18 protein-coding genes are annotated in these 15,262 nt (G+C 68.7%); 9 read left to right on the forward strand and 9 right to left on the reverse strand.

What is annotated here, in order from left to right; genetic code table 11:
• Window positions 1-21: 21 nt before the first annotated feature.
• Window positions 22-468, forward strand: a complete 447-nt coding sequence (locus ACIRG5_RS15390) for an NUDIX domain-containing protein (protein ID WP_402905079.1) — start codon at window positions 22-24, stop codon at window positions 466-468.
• On the opposite strand, the gene ACIRG5_RS15395 is transcribed toward ACIRG5_RS15390, so the two are convergent.
• The 3 genes from ACIRG5_RS15395 to ACIRG5_RS15405 form a co-directional block, all read right to left on the reverse strand.
• Window positions 455-1,615, reverse strand: a complete 1,161-nt coding sequence (locus tag ACIRG5_RS15395) for an endonuclease (protein WP_402905081.1) — start codon at window positions 1,613-1,615, stop codon at window positions 455-457. The genes ACIRG5_RS15390 and ACIRG5_RS15395 overlap by 14 nt on opposite strands.
• A gap of 71 nt (window positions 1,616-1,686) precedes the next feature.
• Complete coding sequence (locus ACIRG5_RS15400; protein ID WP_402905083.1) at window positions 1,687-2,592, reverse strand: NADP-dependent oxidoreductase; 906 nt, start codon at window positions 2,590-2,592, stop codon at window positions 1,687-1,689.
• 79 nt (window positions 2,593-2,671) lie between these two features.
• A complete protein-coding gene (locus ACIRG5_RS15405) occupies window positions 2,672-3,175 on the reverse strand; it encodes a DinB family protein (RefSeq protein ID WP_319977027.1) in 504 nt (167 codons plus the stop codon).
• Between the two features lie 55 nt (window positions 3,176-3,230).
• On the opposite strand from ACIRG5_RS15405, the gene ACIRG5_RS15410 reads away from it, so the two are divergent.
• From ACIRG5_RS15410 to ACIRG5_RS15425, 4 genes are read left to right on the forward strand one after another with little or no spacing between them, the layout of a single operon-like run.
• Window positions 3,231-4,373, forward strand: a complete 1,143-nt coding sequence (locus ACIRG5_RS15410) for a GNAT family N-acetyltransferase (protein ID WP_402905086.1) — start codon at window positions 3,231-3,233, stop codon at window positions 4,371-4,373.
• Window positions 4,374-4,412: 39 nt separating this feature from the next.
• Window positions 4,413-5,078, forward strand: coding sequence for a hypothetical protein (locus tag ACIRG5_RS15415; protein ID WP_402905088.1), 666 nt, complete (start codon window positions 4,413-4,415; stop codon window positions 5,076-5,078).
• Window positions 5,066-5,662, forward strand: coding sequence for a TetR/AcrR family transcriptional regulator (locus ACIRG5_RS15420; RefSeq protein ID WP_402905089.1), 597 nt, complete (start codon window positions 5,066-5,068; stop codon window positions 5,660-5,662). The genes ACIRG5_RS15415 and ACIRG5_RS15420 overlap by 13 nt, the downstream gene beginning before the upstream one ends.
• A gap of 4 nt (window positions 5,663-5,666) precedes the next feature.
• Window positions 5,667-6,809 carry a cysteine desulfurase-like protein gene (locus ACIRG5_RS15425; RefSeq protein WP_402905091.1) on the forward strand — a complete coding sequence of 381 codons (1,143 nt, stop codon included), beginning with the start codon at window positions 5,667-5,669 and terminating at the stop codon, window positions 6,807-6,809.
• Here the strand turns inward: ACIRG5_RS15425 and ACIRG5_RS15430 are convergent.
• On the reverse strand, window positions 6,802-8,415 hold the full coding sequence (locus ACIRG5_RS15430) for a hypothetical protein (RefSeq protein WP_402905093.1): 1,614 nt from the start codon (window positions 8,413-8,415) through the stop codon (window positions 6,802-6,804). The genes ACIRG5_RS15425 and ACIRG5_RS15430 overlap by 8 nt on opposite strands.
• Before the next feature lie 81 nt (window positions 8,416-8,496).
• On the opposite strand from ACIRG5_RS15430, the gene ACIRG5_RS15435 reads away from it, so the two are divergent.
• A complete protein-coding gene (locus ACIRG5_RS15435) occupies window positions 8,497-8,682 on the forward strand; it encodes a hypothetical protein (protein ID WP_330273531.1) in 186 nt (61 codons plus the stop codon).
• Entirely contained in the window at window positions 8,669-9,589 is a 921-nt protein-coding gene (locus tag ACIRG5_RS15440; RefSeq protein WP_402905095.1) for a YihY/virulence factor BrkB family protein, read from the forward strand. The genes ACIRG5_RS15435 and ACIRG5_RS15440 overlap by 14 nt, the downstream gene beginning before the upstream one ends.
• Here ACIRG5_RS15440 and ACIRG5_RS15445 read toward each other — a convergent pair.
• Window positions 9,560-9,925, reverse strand: coding sequence for a hypothetical protein (locus tag ACIRG5_RS15445; protein ID WP_330273529.1), 366 nt, complete (start codon window positions 9,923-9,925; stop codon window positions 9,560-9,562). The genes ACIRG5_RS15440 and ACIRG5_RS15445 overlap by 30 nt on opposite strands.
• A 61-nt stretch (window positions 9,926-9,986) precedes the next feature.
• Here ACIRG5_RS15445 and ACIRG5_RS15450 point away from each other — a divergent pair, with 61 nt between their 5' ends.
• The gene (locus ACIRG5_RS15450) at window positions 9,987-10,736 is read left to right on the forward strand and encodes a GNAT family N-acetyltransferase (protein ID WP_402905097.1); all 750 of its coding nucleotides are present in this window, start codon (window positions 9,987-9,989) and stop codon (window positions 10,734-10,736) included.
• Here the strand turns inward: ACIRG5_RS15450 and ACIRG5_RS15455 are convergent.
• The 3 genes from ACIRG5_RS15455 to ACIRG5_RS15465 all read right to left on the reverse strand — a co-directional run bounded on the left by ACIRG5_RS15455 (window position 10,733) and on the right by ACIRG5_RS15465 (window position 12,445).
• Window positions 10,733-10,948: a hypothetical protein gene (locus ACIRG5_RS15455; RefSeq protein ID WP_402905099.1), complete on the reverse strand. Its 216-nt coding sequence runs from the start codon at window positions 10,946-10,948 to the stop codon at window positions 10,733-10,735. The two genes, ACIRG5_RS15450 and ACIRG5_RS15455, sit on opposite strands and share 4 nt — an antisense overlap.
• On the reverse strand, window positions 10,945-11,103 hold the full coding sequence (locus ACIRG5_RS15460) for a hypothetical protein (RefSeq protein WP_402905101.1): 159 nt from the start codon (window positions 11,101-11,103) through the stop codon (window positions 10,945-10,947). Before ACIRG5_RS15460 ends, ACIRG5_RS15455 begins: the two co-directional genes overlap by 4 nt.
• An 85-nt stretch (window positions 11,104-11,188) precedes the next feature.
• A complete protein-coding gene (locus ACIRG5_RS15465) occupies window positions 11,189-12,445 on the reverse strand; it encodes a helix-turn-helix domain-containing protein (protein WP_402905103.1) in 1,257 nt (418 codons plus the stop codon).
• Window positions 12,446-12,543: 98 nt separating this feature from the next.
• On the opposite strand from ACIRG5_RS15465, the gene ACIRG5_RS15470 reads away from it, so the two are divergent.
• Window positions 12,544-13,299: an EI24 domain-containing protein gene (locus ACIRG5_RS15470; protein ID WP_402905104.1), complete on the forward strand. Its 756-nt coding sequence runs from the start codon at window positions 12,544-12,546 to the stop codon at window positions 13,297-13,299.
• Here the strand turns inward: ACIRG5_RS15470 and ACIRG5_RS15475 are convergent.
• Window positions 13,289-15,250 (reverse strand): beta-propeller domain-containing protein, encoded by a 1,962-nt coding sequence (locus ACIRG5_RS15475; protein ID WP_402905106.1) that lies wholly within the window; start codon window positions 15,248-15,250, stop codon window positions 13,289-13,291. The two genes, ACIRG5_RS15470 and ACIRG5_RS15475, sit on opposite strands and share 11 nt — an antisense overlap.
• Window positions 15,251-15,262 lie beyond the last annotated feature (12 nt).

Here is a 15,262-nt window from a genome sequence, read left to right on the forward strand (position 1 = left end):
CCAGGATAGATAATGGGGAGTATGAAACGGTCGGCCGGAATCCTGCTCTTCAGACGACGCGAGCAGCTGGAGGTGCTTCTCGGGCACATGGGCGGCCCGTTCTGGGCTCGCAAGGACGCCGGCGCGTGGTCCGTGCCGAAGGGCGAGTACACCGACGACGAGACGCCAGAAGAAGCCGCCCGGCGCGAGTTCGAGGAAGAGCTCGGGCTCCCGGTGCCGGACGGCGAGCTGATCCCGCTCGGTGAGGCCAAGGGCTCCGGCAAGGTCATCACGGTCTGGGCGCTCGAAGGCGACCTGGATCCGGAGACCGTCACGCCGGGCACGTTCGAGATGGAGTGGCCGCCGAAGTCGGGTCAGAAGAAAACGTTCCCCGAGGTCGACCGCGTGCAGTGGTTCAGCGTGGAAGAGGCGAGCGCGAAGATCGTCTCCGCGCAACGCCCCTTCCTCGAACGTCTTACGGCCAGATAGAGGAGACCCACTCCGGGTGGTCGATGAACGGGTTCCGGTTGTGCTGGTAGCGGTCGAAGATCACCTGGTTGCGGTTCTTCTCGAACGCGTCCGGCGGGTCGGCGGCGCTCCAGGCCTTCAGCACGGAGAGCTTGCCCATGTACGGCGCCGAGCCGTTGGACACCTGGTCGTTGAGCTCCAGGTCCGCGAACCCGTCGCCGCCCTGGTAGCGCACGGCCATGTAGAAGATCATGCGCGCGACGTCGCCCTTGACCGCGGCGCGCGGCTCGAAGGAGTCGCTGTCGTACTTGCTGCCCGACGCCTCGGGGACCGCGCTGCCGCCGTTGTCGAAGTCCAGGTTGCCGCGGGTGGCGTTCACCGACACGTCCTCGGGACGCAGGTGGTGGATGTCGGTGCCGGGACCGGTGGCTGTGCCGAAGTCGCCGTGCGACTTGGCCCAGACGTGTTCACGGTTCCAGTCGTTCGCGCCGCCACCGTTGGTCGACTTCGCCTGCGAACGGCCGCTGTACAGCAGGATCACGTTGTTCGAGTTCGACGGATCCTGGTCGGTGGCCTTCAGCGCGTCCCAGACCTGGTCGTAGCTGAGCTTGGTCTGGGTGCGGATGATCGAGTTCAACGCCGACTTCAGCGCCGCGCCGCTCTTGCCGCAGGCGGACGTGTAGTAGCTCTCGCAGGCCGAGGGCGGACCGCTGGTGGTCGTCGTCGCCGGAGTGGTCGTGCTGGTCGGCGGGGTCGTGCCGGCGAACGCGAACGCGGTGGACGAGGTCAGTCCGGCGTGGGAGAAGTACGCGCTCAACGAGCCCGTGACGTCGATCTGCTTGCCCAGCAGCGACGGGTTCGACTGCATGCCCCACGAGGCGCGGAACGCCGACGGGATCTGCACGTAGACCATGTTCGAGGTGCTGGTCGTGGACGCCGAGTCGGCGAGTGCCAGCGCGTAGTCGTTCGGATAACCCGAACGGATGACCGTCGTCGTGGCCGTGGGTTGGCCGACGACATACCCGCGGACAGTCGCCGACGACCCGTTCTGGGTCGCGATCGCCTGCGCCACGGTGAGCGGAGCTGCTGCGACAGCGGCGGTCGACCCGTAAAGGCCGACCGCCGCCAGCAACGCGACAACTAAGGCAAGTGGACTCCACCGCGCCATGAGCACTCCCCGATCGTGTGGATGTTTGTCACACGATCGGTGTACATGGTCAACGCACGGTTAACGAGGGGTCACGGCACCAGGACGACCTTGCCCGTCGTCCGGCCGGACTCGACGAGCTCGTGGGCCTTCGCGGCCTCCGCCAGCGGCACCACGTGATCGATCTGCACCTTGACCTGCGGCAACGCGGCCAGGTCGGCACCGGACGCGACGACGCTCAGGAACAACTCGAACCGGATGCCCAGCTCGGAAGCTCGGTCAACGTCAAAACCCGGGTTGCCGGGAACGACCGACACGAGCACGCCACCGGGCTTGATCACCTTTGCGGACCGCTCCGCGTACTCCCCGCCGATCGTGTCCAGCACGACGTCGACCGGCTCGATCTCGGTGAAGTCCTGGTGGCGGTAGTCGATCACCTCGTCGACGCCGAGCGAACGCAGGAAGTCGTGCTTGGCCGCTGAGGCCGTGCCGATCACGTACGCGCCCCGTGCCTTGGCGATCTGCACCGCGACGTGCCCGACACCACCGGCGGCCGCGTGGATCAGCACCCGTTGACCTGCCGACACACCGGCCCGCCCGACGAGCGTCTGCCAGGCGGTCAGCCCCACCATCGGCACCGCGCCCGCCTGCTCGACGGTCAGCCACGACGGCCGCCGCACCAGGTCGGCGGCGTTCACGACGGCGTACTCGGCATAGCCGCCGCCCGCGCCGGGGAAAGGCAGCATCGCGTAGACGTCCTCACCGGCCACGAACCCCTCGGCGTCCTGCTCGACGGTGCCCGCGACGTCCCAGCCCAGCGTGAACGGCGGCTCCCCGAGCGCGGGGAACCCTCCGGAGCGGATGTAGGTGTCGACCGGGTTCACGGCCGCCGCACCCACCTTGACCAGCACCTGACCCGGTCCGGGCACGGGCGTCGCCACCTCGGCGACCTCCAGCACGGACGCGTCGCCCACGGTCTTCTGCGTGATGACTCGCATGATGATCCCCCTCGATGTTCTCGACGGGAATCATCTTGCAGTTAGCGCCAACTTCTAGAAAGTAGGCACTTGCAGGTGACTAACTCTCCCTGAGATAGAGATCCCGGAGCAGCGCGATCTCCGCGGCGTGGTGGATCACCTCACGGTTGATGTGCAGCACCAGGGTCGCCATCGGCTCCGCCGCGAACGGACCCTCCGCCGGACCGACGGCTTTCGACAGGTCCGCCGTGCGCGCGCCGGCCATCCACGCCGCGTAGGCGTCGTCCAGCTGCTTCAGCGCGTCGTCCGCGGTCATCGCGAACTGCCAGGTCGCGTAGTCGGCAGGCGGGCCACCGAAGTGCGAGGCCGTGCGCGCGTTGAACACGCCAACGATGATGTGCGCCATCCGCCACGCGATCGTGGTGACCGGTACGGGCTCGGGCGCCGGGTACTGCCAGTCGATCGTGTTGTCCGGACGCACGGTCCACGCGTCGGGCACCGGCTCCCAGAAGTACTCGTCGTCGGTCATGCCTTCGAGCCGTGGCCGCAACTGCACGTTCCAGTGGAATTCGAGCTGGTCCGTCAACTGCTTGTTCCAGTCCATGCGGACGACCGTAAATCCGTTTGCGGACAACCACCGCCCTGGAAACACTCCGCCCGTGGAAATCCGCACCTCACGCCCGGAAGACCTCCCCCAGATCGAGAAGCTCGTCGTCTCGCGCATGGATCCCAGCGACGGCGTCGACGCCCGCCTGCTCATGACCGACCCGGACGCGGGCTGCGACTGGGTCGGAGTCGCCGACGACGGCGGCCGGATCGTCTCCACCCTCACGCTGATGGACGAGACGGTGACGCTCGCCGGTCTCGACATCCCGGCTGGCCAGATCGAACAGGTCGCCACCGACACCGAGTACGAGGGCAAAGGCCTGGTGCGCCGGCTGATGGACTGGGCGAACGACAGGTCGGCCGAGCGCGGTCACCTGCTCCAGTTCGTCATGGGCGTCCCGTACTTCTACCGCCAGTTCGGCTACGTCTACTCGATCCCGATCAAGCAGACCCGCCCGCTCGCCAGGAAGCCGGAAGCCGTTGCGGGACACACGATCCGGCGCGCGACCGAGGCCGACATCCCGGTGCTGGACCAACTCCAGGACGAAGCCCAGCGGGGAGTGGACCTGCGCGTGGGCCACGGCACGCCGTGCTGGCGCTGGCTGATCGATCGCACCGGCTCGACCACGTGGATCGTCGACCGCGACGGCACCCCGGTCGCCACCGGTCGCAGCACGCCGGAGGAAGAGGGCGACGTCGTGCTCGGCGAGATCGCCGGAATCGACGACGACGCCGTGAAAGCCTTGGTGGCGCTGGTGAATCCGGCCGAGGCCGGCGAACGACACCCGGCGCTGGAGGATCATCTGGGAGCCAGGCGAGCGGACCTCGACCAGTACATGGTGCGCATCCCGAGCATCCCGAGGCTGCTGGAGCACCTCAGGCCGGTCTTCGCGCAACGCCTGCGGGGCCATGATCCCGTCGAGGTGGTGCTCGGGTTCTACCGCACGCACGTCCGCTTCCGCTGGGACGGCGAGGAGATCGGTCCGTACGAGTGGGGCGGCACGATGCTCGGCCCCGGTTCGCAGGGCGGCGCGGGCATCGCCCCGGACCTGCTGGCGCCGTTGCTGTTCGGCCCGCACGGCATCGACGGGCTGCGCCGCCGGTTCTCCGACGTCTACCCCGGCCCGAAGGAGGACCTGATGACCAGGCTCTTTCCGCCGGTCACGAGCGATCTGCTGACCTTCTACCTGCCATAGGACACAATAAACCGAGCGCTCGGTCTACTATTGACCCTCATGACGACTGTGCAGGAGACCGCAGCTGTCCGGTACGGCATCTGGGTCGCGTGCCCGGCCGTCGGTGCCGCCGCGGGATGGGGGCTCGAGCTGGCGGCCGGGTGGATCACGACGCTGAGGTGGTTCCCGTTCCAAGGTGTGTTCGAGCTGGTCACGGACATCCCGGAGCCGTGGTCGACGCTCGCGGCCCTGGCCGCCGGCGCGGGCGCGGGCTTCGTGTTCGCGTTGTTCTGGGCGAGCGAGATGATGTCGGTCGAGGTCTCGCCGAGCCGGATCACGCTGCACAGGGACGGCAGGACGTTCGGCTTCGGCCGCGACGAGGTCGAGTCGGCGTTCGCGGACGGCAAGCAGCTCGTGCTGCTGTCACCGGGCGGCGCCGAACTGGCCCGCGAGACCTCCGACCTGAGCAGGGCCAGGCTGGAACGGGCCTTCACCGAGCAGGGCTACCGCTGGCGTGACGCGGACCCGTTCGCGAAGGAGTTCCGCATGTGGGTCGAGCACGCGCCCGAACTGCCCGCGGACGTGAACGCGCTGTTCACGGCCCGCAGGAAGGCCATCGCGAAGTACGAGAACGCGGAGGCCGCAGAATTGGCGCGGGAGATCCGCAAACGCGGCGTCTCCGTGCGGGACGAGAAGAAGAGGCAGTACTACAGGTGCGAACGGTAGACCCGGTCAAGCACGCGGAGAAGAAGCGGCACATCACCGACACCGCGGCGGGGTTGTTCGCGCAGAAGGGTTTCGAACGCACGACCGTCGCGGACATCTGCAGGGCCGCCGACATCAGCACCGGCAGCCTCTTCCACTACTTCCCCACCAAAAGGGCGATCTTCCGCGAGATCTTCGTGCAGGACGCCGAGGACAACGCGCAGATGTTCGCGAAGGCCCGCGAGCTGAGCCCGTGGGACGGCGTCCTGCTGATGGTCGACCATCTGTGCGCGCCCGCGCTGGACCGGTCTGTGGCCGGGCTGGTGCTGGAGGTCGTGGCGCAGGCCAGCCGCGACCCTGAGCTGTGGGAACTCGTCGGCCGCAACGAGCAGGTGATGCGCGACGAGCTGGCCGACCTGCTGCAACAGGCGCACGACGCCCGCCAGATCGCGCTCCCGGTGAGTGCGCTGACGGCCGCGAGCTGGGCTCAGGCACTGGTCGACGGCCTGTTCGGCAGGCTGATCGACCCGGACTTCGACGCCACCGAACAGGTGAGCACCCTCCGGTTGATCCTTTCCCGATTCGTGGGTGCTGAAGCACGATGAGGGCATGGCCTACGACGTCGCAGCGGTCCGCGCCCACTTCCCCGCCCTGCGCGAGGGTGCCGCGCACTTCGACGGACCCGGCGGCGCACAGGTGCCCGACGTCGTCGGCGAGGCCGTCAGGGCCACGCTGACCTCGGCGGTCTCCAACCGCGGCAGCGTCACGGCGGCAGAACGCCGGGCCGAGGAGATCGTGCGGACCGCACGGCGCACGATGAGCGAGTTCCTCAACGCCGGCAGCATCGTGTTCGGGCGCAGCATGACTCAGCTGACCTACGACTTCGCCCGCACGCTGTCGAAGAACTGGCGGCCGGGCGACGAGATCATCGTGACCAGGATCGACCACGACGCGAACATCAGGCCGTGGGTGCAGGCGGCCGAGGCTGCCCGGGCCACGGTGCGATGGGCGCCGTTCGACCGCACGACCGGTGAGCTGCCCGTCGAGTCGGTGACGAAGCTGCTGTCCGACCGCACCCGCGTCGTCGCGATCACGGCGGCGTCGAACCTGCTCGGCACACGTCCGGACGTCGCGGAGATCGCACGGGCGGCGCACGAGGCGGCGGCGTTCGTCTACGTCGACGGCGTGCACTACACACCGCACGTGCCGGTCGACGTCGAGGCGTTGGACGCGGACTTCTTCGTGTGTTCGCCGTACAAGTTCCTCGGCCCGCACCTCGGCGTGCTGGCGGCGGCGCCCGAGCTGTTGGAGACGTTGCGGCCGGACAAGCTGCTGCCCTCGACCAACGCCGTGCCGGAACGGTTCGAGCTGGGCACGCTGCCGTACGAGCTGCTCGCCGGGACGACCGCGGCGGTGGAGTTCATGCGGGAGCTGGACGGCCTGGAGGAGCACGAGCTCGGCCTCCGCGAGCAGCTGGAGAACGGGCTGCGGGAACTCGGCGCGCGCATCTACAGCAAGGCCTCGTCTCGCACGCCGACCGTGCTGTTCTCCGTCGACGGACTGGACCCGGCCGAGGTCTACCGCAGGCTCGGGGCCGAGGGCGTGAACGCGCCCGCCGGCCACTTCTACGCCCTCGAGTGCTCCCGGTGGCTCGGCCTGGGAGACAAGGGCGCCGTGCGGGCTGGCATCGGGCCCTACACCGACGAGTCCGATGTGGACCGTCTGCTCAAGGCCGTGGCCAAGCTCAGATGAACAGCACCAGCGCGGCGTAGATCGCGCCGATCAGCACGCTGATGTTGAGCTTGCGGGTCACGCGTTCACCGGGGTGCTCCGCGATCAACGACCGGGCGCGGGCCCACATCAGCTTCTCGCCCGCCTGCGCGTCCGGCAGGTGCGGCGTCGTGAGAACGTCGCCGTGCGGCCCGAACGCGAGCATGAGCTGAGGGCCGGAACGACGCACACCGTGCAATTGCGCCCACGGCACGCGGTAGGTGAAGACACCGGTGTAGAGCACGACCGAGTTGTGGTCGAGGCGCAGCATCGGCTGGAACCGCGTCACGGCCGACAGCATGCACTGGATGCCGATCAGCCCGAGCACGATGAGCTCGGGGTAGAACTTCAGCGCGATCAACGCACCGGCGGCGCCGAGCAGCAGTGCCGCGCCCTCGACCCGCCGGCGGTCACCCGGCCAGATCGCGTGCGGCAGCTCGACCGGCGTGCCCGCGGTGACCGGCTCGCCCGGCAGGTGTGCACTGTGGACGATGTGGCGCGGGCGGACGCGGTTCAGCGTGCTGGTCGCCACGACCTCGCCCTCGACGAGCACCGCCACCTGGCCGCCGTGGTGCCACTCCCCCGCGACGAGCACCTCGGCCGGGTCGAGCTGCACCGGCGGGTCCTCCTCGCCGCGCCACACGCGGCCGAACTCCTCGGTGTCGTGGTAGAGCGGCTCCTCCAGCCCCAGATCGGCGAGCGTGGTGAGCGTGGCGATGTCCTTCTTGCCGTACCGCAACAGGATCCGGCGCGGCCCGATCTGGTGGATCTGCAACCGGATGGCCTTCACCGGTCCCGTCCACAACGCGCGGCGGCGGCGTTCCCTGGCGGCCAGCAGGATCGCGAAGAAAACGGCGGAGCCACCGATGGTCAGCCACCACGTGACGTCCTCGGGCTCGTTCGCCATCCGTACCCACGTGCCGTCCGCGAGCACTGGTACCTCGTCACCGACCTGATAGGACTCCGGCGCGAGCGGTTCGAACGCGGCGCGCTGCCGATCGGGCAGCTCCACCCACACCTCGAAGGTGTTCTTGATCTCGACGACCTCGGCGTCGACGCGGCTGGCGTTCGCGACGTGCTGCTCGATCGCGTCGTTGGTGAGGCTGTACTGCACGAACGTCAGGAACCCGAAGAGGACCAGCAGCACGGCGACGACGCGGAGAACTCCGCGTTGTGGCGGCAGGTCCGGCAGCGAGACGATCGTCGCGCCCGCCGCCTCGTGCTGGTCCGCACGCGACCTGACCGTCCACGCCGCCACCAACGCGCACGCGGCGGCGTGCAGCCCGAACGCCAGGTTCGCCACCGCACTGCCGTCGAGCACGAGGTCCATCGCACCGAACAACACGCCCATCGCGCAGCCCGTGAGCACGCGGCCGAACAACAGCAACAACGGCGTGGCCAGCAGCGGAACCACCGCGAGGGAGAACAACGGATCCGGCAGGCACGGCTGCGCGACCGTGCACGGTGACTCGTTCGCGCTCACGGCGAAGTAGAAGGCGACCATCCACCCACCGACGAGCCCGACCTTGGTCACCCACCACGGAACCGCGGCTGCTTGCCAGCGCTGGACGTCCACGGGACCGATCATGGCACGACCATTGCTCCGAACGGCGCGATTCCGTGGTGAACAAGTGGGTATCCGCAGCTCAACCACTTAGGAGGTGGACACATGCTGGCCATCATCGCCGCAGTTTCGTTCGGCCTCGCGCTGATCCTCGATCTGGCGAAGGTCGCGCTCGGTGACGTGATCACCGTCAACACGCTGATCGTGCTCGGGCTGTTGCTGCTCGCGTTGCACCTCGCCGGTGTCGGCACCGGCACCCGGTCCTTCGGCTGGCGCCGTGCCCGCAGGTAAGACCGTCGAAGGCCCCACCAAGTTGCCCAAGGGCGCTTGGTGGGGCGTTCTCAAACGGACGGTCAAGGAGTTCAACGACGACAACCTGACGGACTGGGCCGCAGCGCTCACCTACTACGCGGTGCTGTCGTTGTTCCCCGGGATCATCGTGCTGACGTCCGCGCTCGCTCTGCTGGGCGACACGACGACGCAGGAACTCCTGAAGTACGTCGACCAGGTCGCGCCCGGTGAGGCCGGCAACCTGGTGGAGTCGTCCATCGAAGAGCTGCAGAAGAGTCAGAACGCTGCCGGCCTGCTGGGCATCATCGGTCTGCTGACGGCGTTCTGGACCGCGTCGGGCTATCTCGGTGCGTTCATGCGCGCGTGCAACGCCATGTACGACGTCGAGGAGGGCCGCCCGTTCTGGAAGACGGTGCCGCTGCGGCTCGGGCTGACGCTCGGCGCCGTGATGCTGGTGTCGCTCACGCTCGGTGCGCTCGTGCTGACCGGCGGGATCGCGGACGCGGTCGGCAACGCCATCGGGCTCGGCGACACCGTGGTCACCGTGTGGGACATCGTGAAGTGGCCGGTCATCCTGCTGCTCGTGAGCCTGGCGTTCGCGGTCCTGTACTGGGCCGCGCCGAACGTCCGCCAGCCCGGCTTCCGGTGGATCAGCCCCGGCAGCATCCTCGCGATCGTGCTGTGGGTGCTCGCGACCGTCGGTTTCGCCATCTACGTGGCGAACTTCTCGTCCTACAACAAGACCTACGGCTCGCTGGGCGGCGTGATCGTCTTCCTGGTGTGGCTGTGGATCTCGAACATAGCCGTGCTGCTCGGCGCCGAGTTCGACGCGGAACTGGAGCGCGGCCGGCGGATCACCGAGGGCGAGCCGGACCCCTCACCCGAGCCGCGTGATCTCGCCCGGTAGGTCGGCCTCCACCGCCGTCCACACCCCGTCGGGCCCGGCCTCGATGCGCTCGCTCGTGTCGCCGGGGACGAGCACCCACAGTTGGTCCTTCTGGGACAGCCACACCACGCCGATGCCGTCCGCCCGCGAACTCGTCGCGTACTCGTAGGACTTGCGGAACACGTCACCGCCGTTGCGGTCGGTCACCCGGACCTCGCTCGCGCTCTCGGCGTGCGCGACGAACTTCCCGCTCGGCGACTGCTTGGGCGCGCCCGGCCGGGCGAACCGGTCCTCGCGGTCGCTGCCGCAGCCGGTGAGGACCAGGAGCAGGGCGACCAACGCCGCCAGGACCCTCATGCCGGCCCGCTACCGGAAATGCCGTGCTTCATACCGCCAAAGGTAGCTAGCGTGATCTTCTATGCGGACTGTTCTGGAAGAGTTTTACGACTCTGTGCCCCGACCGGGATCTCGTGTTGAGGAACACGGCGAGCTGGTGCTGTTCGTCCAGGCGGGCGACGGCTACCCGTACTACGCGCGACCCCGCTTCCCCGGCGGGCGGCCGACGGTCGCGGACGTGCTGAAGGTGCGGGAACGGCAGCGCGAGCTCGGCGTGCCCGAGGCGTTCGAGTGGGTGCACGAGACGACGCCCGGCCTGCTCGACGTCGCGGTCGAAGCAGGCTTGGAGGTGCTCCAAGCGCCGTTGCTGGTGCTCGATCCCGAGAAGCTGCCGGAACCGCATCCGCACGTGCGCGTGCTCGGCACGCGGCCCGTCGAGGTGTCGGTCGTGGCAGAGCTCGCGTTCTCGTCGCCGGGCACTGCCGCGGGTGAAGCCGGTGTGGCGGAACGGGACGCGGCACTCGAAGGCGCCGTCCCGATGAGCACCCGGCACCGTCACGCGGTGGCCGACCTGCCAGGCGAGGGCGTACTGGCGGTAGGAACAGCGCAACGGGCGGGTGACGTCGTGGAGATCGCGGGCATCGGCACGTTGCCGGCGGCACGGCGGCGTGGCCTCGGTGGCGCGGTCACCGCGGAACTGGCGCGTGACGCCCTGGAAAGGGGCGCCGAGCTGGTGTTCCTGTCGGCGGGAAGCCTGGAGATCGCGCGGGTCTACGAACGCGTCGGGTTCCGCCGGTTCGGCACGGCCTGCATCGCCTCACCGGCTGGTTAACTAGGCATCGGCACGCGGAACAGGCAGCCGACGCACGGCATTCCGGAGGGTTGGGAGAGCAGTTCGGCCTCGCCCTGGTGGATGAGTTCGCCGCAGTACGCGGTCAACGCGAGCAACGTGTCGTCGTCGGGCACGGGTACGAGGTGGCACGTGCGTTGTGTCTCGCCTACGACACCCGCACGCTTGCGGACCAGCAAGACAGGCATGCTCATGCCTTCACCTCGGCGTCGTCCACCACACACACGACGGCGTGCGTGATGGCGTAGAACTTGAGCCGGTAAGGGCCCGAGTTCTGCTCTGCCACTGCCGCGCAGAACCTCTCGGTGACCTCGTCCGAGCGCGGCGTTCGTTCGGTCAGGTCGATCACACTCAGATCGTGCGGGCTGCCCTCCGAAATGGGGAGGGTTCTATACGATTTGCGGGTGCCGTATGCGGAACTCGCATACGACGGGCTACCGGAGCTGGGCCGTGAGCTCGGCCATCGCCGGCGTCGCGGCCCACGGTCCGAGCCTGACCAGCTCGTTGACGATCAGCTGCGACCCCGTCACGCGAGCCAGGTCCAGTGCCGCGAACCCCAGTTCGACGGCCTGGTCGACGTCACCGTTGGCCGCGTGCGCGTAGGCGAGGGTGGCCGTGTGCACGCCCTGCTCCCACTGACAGACGCTGCCCCACCGCGGCATGAGCTCCGTGTACGCGTCGATGGCACGGCGGTGGTCGGCGAGCGCGACCATGCTCGCGGCCCGTTGCATCTGGACGTGCAGGTCGGTGAAGCAGTAGCCGATCGAATACTCGTCCGTCACCGGCCGTTCCACGTTCTGCACCAACGCCTGCGCGAGGTCGAACCGCTGCATGCACGCGTTCTGGCCCGCCCGCGCGAGGCCGCGTGCCTCCTGCCGCAGCGCCATCGCGCGCACTACCGGGCTCACCCCGGTCTCGCGCTGGGCGGCCCGCGCCAGGCCGATGACGCGGTCGTCGTCGCCGTCGGCCTCGGCGAGCTGGCTCATCCGCACGTAGCAGTACGCGACGACGTCCCTGTCGTCCGCGGCTTGGCCCTGCTCCAACGCCCTGGAAGTCCACGCACCGGCGTTGCGCAGGTCGCCGACCTCCTCGAACAGCCAGCCGTAGAACTCCGCGTACATCGCTCCCGTGCCGAGCAACCGCCGGCGGGTCTCGCCACGCGCGTTGCGGCGCAAGGTGTCGATGACGTCGTACATGCTGCGGACGGCGGGCATGAGGGCGCCGGTCGCCCGCCAGTTGTGCGCGTCGTTGACGATCCGGCGCAGCACGAGCAGCTGGCTCACCGCGTTGTCGTTGTCGGCGCTGAAGACGGCGGAGGCGCACAACGCCATCAGCGCCTTGCCCTCCATGCCGACGACCAGGTCACCGGAGGGCACCGGCACCGTGCGGTCGGTCAGCCCGAGCAGGTGGGCGGGAATGCCGAGCAGCCGTTGCAACGTGCGCAGGACGCGCAGGTCGTAGGCGATGTTGCTGCCCGATTCGAGGCGCGAGATCGCGGACTGGGAGAACCCGGCCAGCGTGCCCAGTTCGTCCTGACGCAGGCCGTGCGCCTTGCGCGCGATCGCGACCACGGCGCCGGGTGACTCCGCGGCGACCGCCTCACACACGTCCCTCGACTCCCAGAGGGACGGCGGCAGCATCGGCAGCGGCCCGTCCGGGACGACGACGGCGTTCTTAGCTGGGTTGCTCAACCTCAACGCCTCCCGCACTCGGACCACCCATCATGCCGCGCCCCGCGAAATCACTCCACCTCGTCTCAGCAGGGGACGAAACCGACTATCCTGCGCGCGTGATCAAGGACTTCGGTGCCGGTGTCGGTCTGCTGCTGCGTGGGTTCAGCCTGGTGTTCAGCTCACCCAAGCGCGTGCTGATGGGTGCGTTGCCCGCGGTCATCACGGCCGTGCTGATGATCGGCGGCTGGGTGCTGCTGGTCACCAACATCGACTCGATCGCCGGATGGCTCACCGGCTTCGCGGACTCGTGGAGCGACACCTGGAAGGGCGTCGTCGAGGTCGCCGTCGGAATTTCGGTGATCGCGGGCGTGCTCGGTCTGAGCGTGCTGCTGTTCACCGCGATCACGCTCATGATCGGCGGCCCGTTCTACGAGTACATCGCGGAAGAGGTCGAGGACGAGCTCGGCGGTGTGCCGGACGCGGAGCAGATCGGCTGGTGGCGCGGGTTCCTGGTGGGGCTGCGCGGCACGCTCCTGCTGGTCGGCACGTCGATTCTGTTCGCGATCCCGTTGTTCTTCTGCGGGTTCATCCCGATCGTCGGGCAGACGGTCGTACCGGTGCTGGCCGTGCTCATCAACGGCTACCTGCTCGGCATCGAGCTCACCGGCATCCCGTTCACGCGACGCGGCCGGACGTTCAAGCAGCGCAGGCAGATCCTCGCGACGCGCCGCGGCCTGGTGCTCGGGCTCGCCGTGCCGACCTACCTGCTGTGCCTGATCCCGCTGGCCGCGCTGGTCGTGATCCCGGCGGCGATGGCAGGCGGCACGGTGTTGTCGCACCGCCTGCTCAACGGAGACCGCGCTACTGCGTGAACGGCAGCCAGGCCTGCTGTGCCAGGCCGCTGCGCGCGTTGACCTGCACGCCCGCGTTGGAGATCGACCACAGCTGGTCGCCGATGACGATCGTGCGCCTCGGGCCGCCGTAGTTGTTCGGGCTGGACGGTTCGACGATCTTGCCGCTGTCGCGCAACTGGTTGCCCTCGACGCGCAACACGAGTGAAGAGACCTCGTAGTTCGTCCGGTTGGCCGACACCGGGATGACGAGTGTGCCGTCCTGCGGCCAGAACAGGAACGCGTGCGGGTCGAACTGGGCCTCGGAGTTCGAGTTCGGCAGGTGGTACTGCGCGAGTCGTTGCGGTGACGCGGGATTGGCCACGTCGAACAGCGACACCTGCGTGCCCGTCGTCCTGCCCTGCTCGGTCGCCTCCTGGCCGACGCCGATCAGCTTCCCGTCGCCCGCGGGGTGCAGGTAGGCGGAGAAACCGGTGATCTTCAGCTCGCCCGTCACCCTGGGCTGCCTGGGATCGCTGAGGTCGAGCGTGTAGAGCGGGTCGGTCTGGCGGAACGTGACGACGTAGCCCAGCTTGCCGATGAACCGGACGCTGTAGATCCGCTCGCCCTTGCCCAGCCCTCCGACCTGGCCGACCTTGGCGAGCTGGTTGCCCTCACGGCGCAGCGTCGTGACGAAGCTCTCCGACGGCGCGGGAGCGATGTTCTGCTGCGGCACGTCCGCGGGCATCCGCCAGCAGCAACGGTTTTCGGTGCCGGTGGTGGTGGCGACGCGGAGAACGCCCTCGTGCTCGGACAGCGAGTACTGGTTGAGCAGCGTGCCGTTCACGTCACCGGACGCGACGTGCTTGGGCTGGCCGGGGTTGCCGATGTCGAACTGGTGGATCGCCGTGGTGATCGGTCGCTGAACCGGTGGCCTGGAAGGAAGTTCCGGCAGCAGGCGGTGGTCGTCGGCGATGTAGAGGCTGCGGTCGGTGCCGTAGACGGTGTCGCCGTCGGCCACGATCGAGACCGGCTGGCCGGTGCCGAGCTGACCGGAGAGCTCGAACGTCAGCACGGTCAGCATCGACGTCGCGCTCGGCGCGGACGGGCGGCTGACGTTCGCGCAGTCGACCAGGGTCCCGCTCGACTTGGCGCCGTTCTCGGTGAGCTCGTAGCGCGGCAGCCACGACGAGATGGGCTCGCTCTGCAGGATCTCCTTGTTGCGGCGCAACGATCCCGCTTCGTTGGTCGTCTGGTCCGGGTACACCCACGGCAGGCGCGGCTGCGAGCGGACGACGACGCGGGCGGTGCCGCCGATCTGGCGGGCGTCGAGGTAGAAGCCGTCGGTCTTGAGACTGCTGATCTCCTTGAGCCCCTTGAGATCCACGAGAACCAGCTCGGTGGCGTTCTCCGGGGCGAACGACGGCCGGTCGGGCGGCAGCGACGGCTTCAGCATCGGCACGGGGCTGTCGGCGACCACCAGCGCGCGGTCGCCGGAGACCAGCAGCTGGCTCGCCCGGCGCTCGCCGAGGTCGACCGTGCCGGTGATCGCCCTGGACGCGACGTCGATGACGCGCAGCTTGCCGTCGGCGATGGAGACGACGCGTTTTCCGTCCGTCTTCACGATGTCCGGCTCGTCGACGCCCTGCTCGTGCACGTTCGTCGTCGAGTGGCCCTGTTGCTGCGCGGGCGGCGTGGCAGCGGTGGGAGCGTCGGGCACGCTCTTCTGCGCGACGCCCGCGCTGTTGTCCGTCGCCGAACTCTCCATGGTGAGGAACCGTTGGCCGCCGAGGCCGTACGCGCTGACGTACGGGGACATGGCGCGGCGCAGTTCGGTCAATGCGTTGTCACATGAATCGAATGCGACGAGGCGCACCGGCCCGTAGTCCACGATCGGTGGTGGTGCGAGGGTTTCGTCCCGCACCGCGGAGCTCACGCTCACTCCGGCGACGACCAGCACGGCGGCGCCGGCCAACAGCTTCTTGCCGTTCATGTCTCCAGGACG

Origin of the sequence: Lentzea sp. NPDC102401 (assembly GCF_044765805.1) — a bacterium.
Classification (GTDB): Bacteria; Actinomycetota; Actinomycetes; order Mycobacteriales; family Pseudonocardiaceae; genus Lentzea; species Lentzea sokolovensis.

Excerpts from the sequence above, each read along its gene's own strand:
- ACIRG5_RS15430 (WP_402905093.1), bottom strand. The coding sequence starts at position 8,415 with ATGATCGGTCCCGTGGACGTCCAGCGCTGGCAAGCAGCCGCGGTTCCG.
- ACIRG5_RS15390 (WP_402905079.1), top strand. The coding sequence starts at position 22 with ATGAAACGGTCGGCCGGAATCCTGCTCTTCAGACGACGCGAGCAGCTG.
- ACIRG5_RS15445 (WP_330273529.1), bottom strand. The coding sequence starts at position 9,925 with ATGAGGGTCCTGGCGGCGTTGGTCGCCCTGCTCCTGGTCCTCACCGGC.
- ACIRG5_RS15400 (WP_402905083.1), bottom strand. The coding sequence starts at position 2,592 with ATGCGAGTCATCACGCAGAAGACCGTGGGCGACGCGTCCGTGCTGGAG.
- ACIRG5_RS15425 (WP_402905091.1), top strand. The coding sequence starts at position 5,667 with ATGGCCTACGACGTCGCAGCGGTCCGCGCCCACTTCCCCGCCCTGCGC.
- ACIRG5_RS15475 (WP_402905106.1), bottom strand. The coding sequence starts at position 15,250 with ATGAACGGCAAGAAGCTGTTGGCCGGCGCCGCCGTGCTGGTCGTCGCC.
- ACIRG5_RS15435 (WP_330273531.1), top strand. The coding sequence starts at position 8,497 with ATGCTGGCCATCATCGCCGCAGTTTCGTTCGGCCTCGCGCTGATCCTC.
- ACIRG5_RS15450 (WP_402905097.1), top strand. The coding sequence starts at position 9,987 with ATGCGGACTGTTCTGGAAGAGTTTTACGACTCTGTGCCCCGACCGGGA.
- ACIRG5_RS15415 (WP_402905088.1), top strand. The coding sequence starts at position 4,413 with ATGACGACTGTGCAGGAGACCGCAGCTGTCCGGTACGGCATCTGGGTC.
- ACIRG5_RS15405 (WP_319977027.1), bottom strand. The coding sequence starts at position 3,175 with ATGGACTGGAACAAGCAGTTGACGGACCAGCTCGAATTCCACTGGAAC.
- ACIRG5_RS15395 (WP_402905081.1), bottom strand. The coding sequence starts at position 1,615 with ATGGCGCGGTGGAGTCCACTTGCCTTAGTTGTCGCGTTGCTGGCGGCG.
- ACIRG5_RS15455 (WP_402905099.1), bottom strand. The coding sequence starts at position 10,948 with ATGAGCATGCCTGTCTTGCTGGTCCGCAAGCGTGCGGGTGTCGTAGGC.